Source organism: Anaerotruncus sp. 1XD42-93 (genome assembly GCF_009917605.1).
GTDB lineage: Bacteria > Bacillota > Clostridia > Oscillospirales > Ruminococcaceae > Anaerotruncus.
In genome coordinates, this window is sequence record NZ_QZEG01000031.1 from 24,218 (window position 1) to 34,627 (window position 10,410).

The following is a 10,410-nucleotide window of genomic DNA, read 5'->3' on the forward strand; positions in this document are numbered from 1 at the left end:
GTATGTGAAGTGGAGGCCTAACAATGGTTAATACAGAAAGAATTCCCAACGGTTACCATATCACAGAGGCGGGGATTTTGCCTACTGAGTGGCAGGTGAAAAAATTAAACGAGGTTGTGACTGAGCTGACAGAACGTGCTGGCCAAGATATGTATGAGACAGTCAGTATTTCTGCTGGAATTGGTTTTGTCAATCAAGCAGAAAAGTTTGGTAAAGAGTTGTCCGGAAAGCAGTATGAAAAGTACATTGTGCTGCATAAGGGGGATTTTTCTTATAACAAAGGCAATTCTAAAACATCTCCCCAAGGTTGTATTTACCGTTTGAATGATCGGGAGTCCGCCGCAGTCCCCAATGTGTTTGAGAGCTTTAGAATTAAAGAACAGGATGCAGATTACTATGAGCAGTTGTTTTTGAGCGGATTCCTGAACAGACAACTCTATTCTAGGATCAATCGTGGTGTGCGAGATGATGGACTATTGAATCTAACAGGAAAAGATTTTTATAGTTGCATGGTTCCAGTACCTCCGATAGATGAGCAAAAACAGATTGCCAAAATTCTCGCACAGTGTGATAAGGTCATTGAACTGAAACAGCAGCTCATTGCGGAAGAAGAGAAGAAAAATCAGTGGTTGTTAGAATTTGTTTATAAACTTTCAGGAGTACAACATACGAAAATACCTCTGAAAAATTGCGGAAAGTGGTTTAGTGGGGGAACGCCTGACAAACGCAACAATGATTATTGGGATCATGGTACCATTAAGTGGGTTTCGTCGCAAGAAGTGAAAGAAACGCATATACAGGACACAACCTATAAAATTACACATAAAGCGATAGCGGAATATACGACAGCAATTGCTCCCGCATATTCACTGCTTTTAGTTACGAGAAGTGGTATTTTAAAACACAGTATTCCAGTTGCATATATTAGCGAGGATATGGCAATTAACCAGGATATTAAAGCATTGATTCCAAAAGAAGGAATTGATTACTACTATCTACTCTCGTACCTGAAGTATAAAGAAAAAGAACTGGTTTCTGCGTATGTTAAAACTGGTACCACAGTAGAAAGTATTATTATGAACTTGTTTTTGAAACTTGAAGTTCCTTTCCCATCCTATGAAGAGCAAATAAGAATTTCTAATGTTATTCGCTGTAATGATAAGAAACTACAAGCATTAGCGGAGGAAGTGGAGTGCTGGAAAGAAAAGAAAAAAGCTCTTATGCAAGTTCTGTTGACAGGAACTGTGAGGGTTAAAACCTAATGAAGAGTAAAGATAAAAAGAATGAAGTTCCTACGAACTTTCCTGATATCGAGACTGTAGAAGGGCTGAAATTGTATTTAGACGATATGGCAAGTCGATTAAAAAATAGCCCGTATTTGTATCATTACACAACAGTTTCCAATGTGATTAAGATGATACAAGGGAAAACCTGGCATCTTGGAAACGCAGCTGGAATGAACGATAATCTGGAATATAAAAATGGCGATCCTCGTCGTTGGCGCAACCTTTTCTTCAGTTGCTTTATGTGCGAAGATAAAGAAAGCATTGGGATGTGGAGTATGTATGCACAGCCATGGGAAAAAGGAGTAAAAGTTGCACTTCCAAGAACGGTAGTTCGTAAATGGATTAAAGACACAAAAGAAATTCTGGAAATTTCAATGACAAGTTATCAGCCCACAGGGCGGGCGATTGCTATTGAAGAAAGTGGAGCCTCTTTGAAATTATCGTCGGTTGCCTATTGTAATGCAGATAGCCTACAGGAAACAAAAGCCAATGAAAAGGTAATGTGGAGTACCGCAACAAATACCAATATTAAAAATGCTGTGCGAATTCCCGAATTGACCGGGTACATAAAAGATATGGCCTGGTCTTATGAGAAAGAAATTCGTATTAAAGCAGAATTCGAGAATATTAGAAATATAAAGCGCGTAGCAATTCCGCTGACCGATGAAGTTATTGATGCAATGACCATTACGGCCAGCCCTCTGTTTGAAGGTGATCTGCATGCAGAATTGGAGCGAGAAATTGCTCGACAAGTAAAAACAGACGCAAGTATTTTTACCCATCGACTGAATATCAAGACGATCTGCCAAGGATGTGAATATAAATTGGCATAATCAATGGTGGGTAGCAGATAAGTGAGGGAAGAAACATGCCTGACCACACAATTTTTAATGAACGTCCTGAATCTCAGGACCGTGCGTTAAAAGTAATTGAAAAGCTAGGATATACGATTGTTCCCCGGAGTGAAGCAGAGAAAAAACGTGGCTCTCGTCGTGCTGTGCTGTTTACGGAAGAACTACAGTCTTTTCTGTGCCACCAGACATATCAGTTTGGCACGGAAGACAGATTCTTTTCAGGAGGCTCCATTGCTAAGGCGATGCAGACTGTAGATCAGTTCAGTGCTGCCGGACTATATGCTGAAAATAAGGCGATCTATGAGCTTCTCTGTGCCGGCAAAAGCATGGAAGAGGATCTGCCTGACGGAACCCGTCAGTCCTTTGATTTGAGTTTCATTGACTTTGAACACCCGGAAAATAATACATTCCAAGTGACGGATGAGTTTGAAGTAGAACGTTCTAATGGTAAATTCGCTCGTCCGGATATCGTAGTACTGGTCAATGGCATCCCTCTGGTGGTCATCGAATGTAAAAAATCAAGTGTTGATGTAATGGAAGGTGTCAACCAGAACATCCGTAACTGGGGTGAAGAGTATATTCCGCATCTATTCCGTTACACACAATTGGTTCTAGCGGTTAATCCGGATAAGGTGCTTTACGGCACTTGTGGAACGCCTGCAAAATACTTTGTGTCCTGGCACGAGGACGATAAAGAATGGCTGAACGACTGGTGCCGGAAATGCTCTCCGGATGGTCATATCAAGGAACAGGATCGAGCATTGGTTTCGCTGTTGCACCCGGAGCGACTGTTGGATCTAATCCGCAACTTCATCATTTACGATAACAATGTAAAGAAAATTTGCCGGTATAAACAGTACTTTGCAGTAAAAAAATGCATGAATCGTATTTTGCTGAAAGACGGCGCAAATACCAGAAGTGGAGTGGTTTGGCACACACAAGGTAGCGGAAAAACTCTCACTATGATTATGCTGACCAAAATGATTCTGCGTGAGAGCATGCAGCCGAATAGCATGATCAAACAGCCGCGTTTTGTGATGGTAACTGACCGTATCAATTTGGACAAACAGATCAGGGATAACTTTATTCACACTCAGATGAGTCCTCACCGTGCCAAGACCGGCAAAGGTTTGATTGAATTGCTGAAAGAGGAGAGTAATACGGTCATTACTGCACTGGTCAATAAATTTGAAGCTGCAGTAAAACAGGAATACTGTAATGACAGCGAAAATATTTTTGTTTTTATTGATGAAGGGCATCGAACACAATATGGCAAGCTGAATATCTACATGAACCGAGTTCTGCCTAACGCCGTGAAGATTGCATTCACAGGTACTCCCCTGATGCAGAAAAAGCCGAAAGAAAATAAACGTGATATTATTCCGGCAAGAGATACCTATGAAAAGTTTGGTCCTGAAATCGACAGATACACACTTCAAGATGCCATTGACGATAAAGTAACGGTTCCTATTGTTTATGAAGGCCGCGTGATCCCCCAAAAAGTTACCAGTGAGCAGATTAACTCCCATCTGAAGTATATTACGGTAGGCCTTACGGAAGAAGCTAAGAAGGATCTGGAGATTAAGTATAGCCGATTTGTTGCTCTTGCTCAGACAGAAGCGCGCCTCAATATGATAGCATTTGACCTGCATGAACATTTTATCAATTATGTTAAGCCAAAGGGATTCAAAGCTATGCTTACTTGTGCTTCACGTGCAGAAGCAGTGCAGATTTTTTATAAATTAAGAGATCTCGGCGGAGTTACTCCGGCTGTGGTTATTACTCCTAACTCCGGTAGAGAGGGTGATGATGAAAACAACACTCCCCAGACCGAAAAAATTATAGGAGAGTTCTTCCGGAAAGAGGTTGATCCCCTTTTCAAAAATAACTATGATGCCTATGAAGACTCTGTAACGGGGAGGTTTATTGATCCGGAAGGCGATGTTGATCTACTGATCGTAAAAGATAAGTTGCTCACTGGTTTTGACGCACCAATTGCCGCTGTGCTGTATGTGGATAAAAAGCTGAAGGATCATACCCTCTTGCAGGCTATTGCCCGCGTGAACAGAGTATATCCAGACAAAGATTTTGGCTTGGTCGTCGATTATATGGGAATCTTTAAGAAACTGAATTCTGCTTTGGATTTGTATAGTGACGAGCAATCCGGAATGAATCTATTTAATCGTTCAGAAATTCAGTCGGCAATATCTTCGGTTTCAGAGGAAAAGCAAAAGTTGGAGAAAGTTCATCAGGAACTTTGGAAAATATTTAAGGGGATCGATCCCAGCGAGTCCAGTGCAAATGTATGGCAGGAACGTCTTAGAGAGCATGATATACGCAAAAATTTCTATGAAAAGCTGTCTGCCTTTGCGAAGATGGTGGATTTTATGTATTCCAGCTACGAATTATTTGAAGCTGTTGGATTTGATCAGGCAGAAGTTTATCGTAAAGACTATCTGTTTTTCAAAAAACTAAAGGATAGTGTATCTCTTCGCTTCAATGATCGTGTGGACTTTTCTCGATATGAGGATGGCATTCGTCAGCTGCTGAATACCTATGTGAACGCAGAAGACGCAAAAATTCTGATTGAACCGCTGGATATTACAAACAAGGAAAAGATGGAGGAACAGCTTGCTCGACTAGGGTCTAGTGAAGCTAAAGCAGAAGCTATTCAAACACGTCAGGTTGAAGTGCTCGAAAGTCAGCGGTATGTAGATCCGATTCGTTATATGACTTTCATGGAAAGAATAAAAAAGACCCTTTCGGACTATATGCAGGAGCGTGACAGTGAAAAGTACCTTTCTTCCATGGAGAAAATGGCAGAGGACTATCGAGCTGGCCGGAGTTCAGTTAAATATCCAGAGAATATTGTGGATGATAGCGATGCAAAGTCTTTCTATGGTGCTGTTTGTGCAGGTATTAAAAAGTCAACTGGTGTTGCTGACGTAGAAATTACTGATGCGATGGGCGAATTGGCCTTAAACATCAAAGACGTTATTGTGAAACACACAAAGCGTGACTGGAGAGACAATGTCATTGTACACAGGGACATCAAAAAGGCGCTCGATGATTTGCTGTTTGACTATATGGAAGATAATCAACTTGATTGGAGTTTGGATACAATCGATATCATTATTGATGAAATTATGATGGTGGCAAAGAAGGGCTATTGATATGGAGAAAGTCAGCATTATGTTGCCAACATCCCAAAAAACGGTTGAGGTCAATCTTGATAGAAAGACGATGAAAACATGTCGCCTAAAGGTCTATCCGACACAGGAAATTGTGTTATCAATACCACAGACAGTACCGATAGAATGGGCTGAAGAATTTTTGACAGACAAAAGCAGCTGGATTGAGTCAAAGTTAGAGTCCTTTCAGAGAACAAGTGGATATGCAGCGACAGATGAGATTCGAAATGGCTTCTCAATTAAAATGCTTGGCGAAGACATGCTGTTTGTTTTAACGGAGTGTGATAAGGAACAAGTGTATTCTGAAGGCAAGCGTATCTATATTTGCTGTCATGACCCAGATGATCAAGAAAAAGTCTGGAATTTATTCGAAAGCTGGTGGCGCAAACAAGCAAAAGCGATTCTACAGAAACGAGCAGAGCATTGGTATCCGATTATCGAAAAATATGGAGTTGCAATGCCGAAAGTTGCAGTTCGTAAGATGAAAACCTTGTGGGGCAGCTGCAGCGTAAATCGAGGAGCTATAACTTTAAATTTTTACTTGATTAAAGCTCGGATGCCTTACATTGATTATGTTATTTTGCATGAGCTGACCCATTTTTTATATCCAAATCACAGCAAACAGTTTTATATGTTCCTGTCTAACTACATGCCTGATTGGAAAGAACGAAAGTGTATTTTGGATCAGGAAGTGGTACACGGCCTGTGAGGTTGGATGTGAATCAAAAAATGTTTATTATTTCGGTCTGGAGCGAGAAGTATGGAACTTGATGAAGCGTTGAAAGCGTCAAAAATGCCGATGATAGTTGTGCATTTCGATGATAACTTTGAGACCACACATACCGAAGAATATAACATGGAAAATTTTGAGTTAGCAGAGTGGCAGATTGAGAGTTTGGCTAGAATGCTATTACCTTCAATTCGTGAGTATTATAGAAATCCCGAGTATACCGACGCGGTTAATGAGCGGATGAAGCAACAAAATGAAGAATTGATAGATGTTTGAGGTCAATGGTGTAGAATATGTAAGGTAAGCCTGGTGATCAATAGCTACGAGAAATCATAGGCAACCATGGCGATGCCTTCTGATAATGAAATGCTAATGCTTCAATTGGAGATTACAAAAGATGCTCATTAAACTTCTACCGAGGGCGAATGATTATGAACATTGAGACTGATTTGGTCAAGAAAAAAGAATTTTCCACATCAATTAACTCCGGCATTCAAAAGCATTCTCAAGAGTATAAGGTCCTCGCAATTCTGCGGTATCTTTATCCTCAAAAATTTTCGACTATGATTAATGGGGAAGCTCCAGATCTTCAAGATAATGAGAATGGCGTAGGTATTGAAGTCGTTTCTGCTGCACAAGAAAATGATATGAGAGCTTCTCGAGCTTTTTCTGAATTACACCAAACAAAAGGTGGGGATAATGAAAAAAGTGAGGAGCGGATCAGGGCAAGTGGCTACAAATTTGTACCAGTACAAGGAAAGAAAGTCGGAATCAGCACAACAGGAACTTCAGACAGCGAAAAAGTGCTTGTCCAGAAAATTGTGCTGAAAAAGGTGGGGAAAATTCAGCAGTATAAAAAGAATTTCCGAAAAGTTGGGCTAGCGATACTCTTTTCCGAAACCCCAACTTCTTACGCAGAGGACCATTGTCTGGAATGGGTTACTGAAGTACTAAACAACTTCCAAGATTCATTTGATTTTGTATATGTATTATCCCATCGTTTTTGTATCTATTACGAAATTCAAAAAAATGTTTCAGAAAAACGGTGCTTCACAGAAAACGTATATAAATCTCTTTCTACTATAGCGAGGATGACAGCGGAAGGACAATTGTCTTTAACGGATCCGGAATGGCTGTAGAACTGTGACCTTCTGTTTGTTTGAGTTCCTGGCGGGGAATCGGCATATTTTGTATGCATATCTGTGGCAACACCATGGCAACAAAAAATCAGATAGCCTCTACTATCTAAATAATGAAAAGAATACCAATACTCTGAACTAAATCCTATAAGCAAATCTGTTTAGAAAACTTCTGACAGGAGCGAGTTCGAATAGTCGGAGCTAAGCCGCAAAGCCCGTAAACACTAGGGTTTGGCGGCTTTTTCTCTTTCTCATTGCATTACGATTGCATTTTTCTATTCAACCTCTCTGTGATAGATTGCGGTGTGCTGATTGCTAGTGTAATCTGCAATGCTGTGTGAAGCGGGTGTGTATGTCAGCACGCCCGTTAATTTATTGGCAACTTCAAGATTGCTGTTCGGGTACAAATGTCCGTATGTTCCTAAAGTGGTCTGTATCTTCTCATGCCCTAGACGCTCTTTAATCAAAAGCGGGTTTTCTCCCATGCTGATTAAGAGGGAAGCGTGGGAATGTCGTAACGCATGGATTTTGATACGGTGTACGCCTGCAAGCCCGGCAAGTTTCTCTAAGGCTCTTGGAAGCGTGTGCTTACTGGCCGGAATACTGTTGTAGCTCAACACCAGATTGCAGCCTTTCAGTACCTTTTGCTGAACCTCACGCCACGCCTGCAACTCTCTTATGGTGTCCGTGTCGATATAGATTGTGCGGACGCTTGCCTGCGTCTTTGGCTCAACAAACTTGTAATCGTCCATTGATTTATAGTACAGGGTTTTTGTAATGCTTAAAAGCCCCGTTTCAAAATCAATGTCAGACCATTGCAGGGCGGCGGCTTCGCCTATCCTCATGCCCGTCATAAACAGCAGCCAAAAGGAAATGAAAAGGTAGTGTTCGTAATAATCGCCTTTGTAGAGCAGGGAAATCACTTTCTGAAATTCCTCCAACGTCCAGAAGTCAACCTTTGTCTTTTTGCTCTTGATGTTCCCTATCATGCGTGACGGGTTTTTCTTTGCAATCCCTAAAACGATAGCCCGGTCAAATGCGATAGAGAGCATACCCTGTACGATACGGATATAGTTAGGGCTGAACTCCTTTGCAAGTTCCAGTTGCCAGTTCTGCACATTGATAGGCTCTATCTCGTCCGTTGCCATTTTGTAGAAATATGCGAAATGCTTCTGAATGGTGGAACGGCGGTTTAGGTAGGTGCTTTCCTTTACCTGTGTCTTGTACCACGGCAGGTAGGTTTCTTCAATGAACGTCTGAAAAGAAATCGTTTCCTTTTTGGCGGTCAGTTCTTCGGTGGAAGTAAGGACAAGTTTTGAATATTCTTCCCGTGCTTCCTTTTTTGTCTTAAAGCCGCTTCGGTATTTCTGGATTTGTTTACCTGTTATCGGATTGTAGCCTAAGTTTGCTCTAAAATAATAAGTTCCGTTATCTGCTTTCTTGATTGGGTCTTTCGCCATAATATCACTCCTTACATTGGTGTGCAAGAAGTACATTCAGCCTGCCCGTCTTGAAATCTGATACCCAACAATTCCTCCACGGCTTCCCTCGGTACACGGTCTAATTTCCGGGACTGGTAGTATGTATGTCCTTTGGAAATCATAAGTTTCTTCGCTTCCCTTATAATGTCAGCCGCAAAAGAAGTACCATAACCCAGAGCAATTAAATCTTTTTTGGTTACGGTTATCATAGCCCTCCTTTCCTAGACCAGATAATGAAACCTCAATATCTTGTCTACCATGATAACAGATTTTTGGCAAAAATGCTCGTTAAATTTTATTATTTTTCAAAAAAGTTGAGTAAAATGGGCGAAACGGACGGCTTGGCAGCTCCACGGGACTTGCACCCCTCTCATTCCTATGAGTAGCCGTGTCATACGGGTGTATCATTATGCCAATGTGCGGGTCATGGCGGCGGCAGTTTCCACTTTGCCGCCTGCGGTTCACTGATAGTATCGCTCGCCCCTTGCCGGGGGTCTTGGCGTATCAGCCCGTAGGCTCGCCGCACATTGAACGTGTCCGTTTGCCCTATGCTGCGCCTTGCGCTTTCTTTGTCAAAGTTCCGGGGGCTTGTCAGCCCGCAAAGACACACCATGCAGATGTGCTTTTGCGGAATGGCAAGAAGCGGCAGGCGGTCAGCCCGCCCGTGCTTTCATGCTTTCAGTGGGAAAGGGGGGGCGGTTACGCTACCTTAAAGGTCGGGATTTTTGCTATCAGCTTGGTTTCCAGTCGGCGGCGTAATTCTTCGTCAATGTAGACAACGGGCTTTCCCTGCTCGTCATACATGGTTCTGGTTGACAGTGCGGAGATAAAGCCTGCAAAGTGTTCCAGTACCACGTTGATAGCGTCCACGTTGCCGGAAACAGCCGACACAATGACGGGATAGGGCAGCAAGCCGCCCGGCGTTTTTTTCCTGCTCTTATTCATCAGCAAAGCCCTCCATGATTTTTTTCAGTTTCCGCAGGGCGTTTTTCCTGCGGTGTGCTACAGTCCTGCGGATAAGGTTCAAACGCCCCGCTATCTCCTTGTCGGTCATATCCGCAAAATAAGATAACAGGATAATTTCAAGCCTGTCCTGTGGCAAGGCTTTCAGTGCTTCGGCCAACAGTTCATCAGCAACGGCAATCTCAAAGCCCATAATCTCAAAAAGGTATGTATCTTGGAAATATTTATCCCACATGGCGAACCGTTCTACGGTGTGCGGCGGCAGTTCGCAAAATAAAACTTCACGCTCCCCCTGTTGGTTCAGCTCCCTGTGGTAGTCGTTCTTTTCATTCTTCAATATCTGCTTGCAGAAATATTCAAATGTTTGCTGCTTGTGTTCGTCCTGTGAATGGGGCTTCATGTTTCCACCTCCCTCTTGCCCTTGCCAGAGCCGGGAATTTTTACCCCTCTATTACTAACTACGGGAAAAATGAAAATTTTGGCAATGTTTTTGAAAAAAACTTTAAAAAATTTTTTCAAGGCATAAAAAAGCCCGGCTGTGGTCTGTGTTCAGTCGGGTGTGCATTGGGTTCTTTTTTCGTTGGTGTTCTGCGTGTTCTTCCGCCGTGGCGGTCGGCGTATTGGGCGGGAAAAATCTTTCTGTGGCTTGTCCCTTTCCAGTAAAAAATGTTACAGTTGCAATATCACGTTTCTATTAGGGCTTGTTTGAAAAATAAATATTGCACAAACCAAATAAAAGTGCGAAAATAGAGCCATGAAGCGATAT

10 protein-coding genes are annotated in these 10,410 nt (G+C 42.1%); 6 read left to right on the forward strand and 4 right to left on the reverse strand.

Going from position 1 to position 10,410, the window contains the following annotated elements:
* Positions 1-23 precede the first annotated feature (23 nt).
* The 6 genes from D5269_RS11410 to D5269_RS11435 all read left to right on the forward strand — a co-directional run bounded on the left by D5269_RS11410 (position 24) and on the right by D5269_RS11435 (position 7,200).
* The gene (locus tag D5269_RS11410) at positions 24-1,262 is read left to right on the forward strand and encodes a restriction endonuclease subunit S (protein ID WP_120485574.1); all 1,239 of its coding nucleotides are present in this window, start codon (positions 24-26) and stop codon (positions 1,260-1,262) included.
* On the forward strand, positions 1,262-2,119 hold the full coding sequence (locus D5269_RS11415; RefSeq protein ID WP_120485575.1) for a DUF2971 domain-containing protein: 858 nt from the start codon (positions 1,262-1,264) through the stop codon (positions 2,117-2,119). Before D5269_RS11410 ends, D5269_RS11415 begins: the two co-directional genes overlap by 1 nt.
* Positions 2,120-2,154: 35 nt before the next feature.
* The gene (locus tag D5269_RS11420) at positions 2,155-5,313 is read left to right on the forward strand and encodes a type I restriction endonuclease subunit R (RefSeq protein ID WP_120485576.1); all 3,159 of its coding nucleotides are present in this window, start codon (positions 2,155-2,157) and stop codon (positions 5,311-5,313) included.
* Between the two features lies 1 nt (position 5,314).
* Positions 5,315-6,040 carry a SprT family zinc-dependent metalloprotease gene (locus D5269_RS11425; RefSeq protein ID WP_120485577.1) on the forward strand — a complete coding sequence of 242 codons (726 nt, stop codon included), beginning with the start codon at positions 5,315-5,317 and terminating at the stop codon, positions 6,038-6,040.
* Positions 6,041-6,091: 51 nt separating this feature from the next.
* Positions 6,092-6,337 (forward strand): hypothetical protein, encoded by a 246-nt coding sequence (locus D5269_RS11430; protein ID WP_006571536.1) that lies wholly within the window; start codon positions 6,092-6,094, stop codon positions 6,335-6,337.
* A 155-nt stretch (positions 6,338-6,492) separates the two neighbouring features.
* Positions 6,493-7,200 carry a hypothetical protein gene (locus tag D5269_RS11435; RefSeq protein ID WP_120485578.1) on the forward strand — a complete coding sequence of 236 codons (708 nt, stop codon included), beginning with the start codon at positions 6,493-6,495 and terminating at the stop codon, positions 7,198-7,200.
* Positions 7,201-7,475: 275 nt separating this feature from the next.
* Here the strand turns inward: D5269_RS11435 and D5269_RS11440 are convergent, their stop codons facing one another.
* From D5269_RS11440 to D5269_RS11455, 4 genes are all read right to left on the reverse strand, one after another.
* Positions 7,476-8,660: a site-specific integrase gene (locus D5269_RS11440; protein ID WP_120485579.1), complete on the reverse strand. Its 1,185-nt coding sequence runs from the start codon at positions 8,658-8,660 to the stop codon at positions 7,476-7,478.
* An 11-nt stretch (positions 8,661-8,671) separates the two neighbouring features.
* The gene (locus tag D5269_RS11445; protein ID WP_004055973.1) at positions 8,672-8,890 is read right to left on the reverse strand and encodes a DUF3173 domain-containing protein; all 219 of its coding nucleotides are present in this window, start codon (positions 8,888-8,890) and stop codon (positions 8,672-8,674) included.
* Positions 8,891-9,380: 490 nt separating this feature from the next.
* Positions 9,381-9,626, reverse strand: a complete 246-nt coding sequence (locus tag D5269_RS11450) for a helix-turn-helix domain-containing protein (protein ID WP_016283863.1) — start codon at positions 9,624-9,626, stop codon at positions 9,381-9,383.
* Entirely contained in the window at positions 9,619-10,044 is a 426-nt protein-coding gene (locus D5269_RS11455) for a sigma factor-like helix-turn-helix DNA-binding protein (RefSeq protein WP_120485580.1), read from the reverse strand. The genes D5269_RS11450 and D5269_RS11455 overlap by 8 nt, the downstream gene beginning before the upstream one ends.
* Between the last annotated feature and the right edge of the window lie 366 nt (positions 10,045-10,410).

Bases quoted from the DNA above. Each gene is read 5' to 3' on its own strand.
- D5269_RS11445 (WP_004055973.1), bottom strand. From the start codon at position 8,890: ATGATAACCGTAACCAAAAAAGATTTAATTGCTCTGGGTTATGGTACT.
- D5269_RS11410 (WP_120485574.1), top strand. From the start codon at position 24: ATGGTTAATACAGAAAGAATTCCCAACGGTTACCATATCACAGAGGCG.
- D5269_RS11415 (WP_120485575.1), top strand. From the start codon at position 1,262: ATGAAGAGTAAAGATAAAAAGAATGAAGTTCCTACGAACTTTCCTGAT.
- D5269_RS11455 (WP_120485580.1), bottom strand. From the start codon at position 10,044: ATGAAGCCCCATTCACAGGACGAACACAAGCAGCAAACATTTGAATAT.
- D5269_RS11420 (WP_120485576.1), top strand. From the start codon at position 2,155: ATGCCTGACCACACAATTTTTAATGAACGTCCTGAATCTCAGGACCGT.
- D5269_RS11430 (WP_006571536.1), top strand. From the start codon at position 6,092: ATGGAACTTGATGAAGCGTTGAAAGCGTCAAAAATGCCGATGATAGTT.
- D5269_RS11450 (WP_016283863.1), bottom strand. From the start codon at position 9,626: ATGAATAAGAGCAGGAAAAAAACGCCGGGCGGCTTGCTGCCCTATCCC.
- D5269_RS11435 (WP_120485578.1), top strand. From the start codon at position 6,493: ATGAACATTGAGACTGATTTGGTCAAGAAAAAAGAATTTTCCACATCA.
- D5269_RS11425 (WP_120485577.1), top strand. From the start codon at position 5,315: ATGGAGAAAGTCAGCATTATGTTGCCAACATCCCAAAAAACGGTTGAG.
- D5269_RS11440 (WP_120485579.1), bottom strand. From the start codon at position 8,660: ATGGCGAAAGACCCAATCAAGAAAGCAGATAACGGAACTTATTATTTT.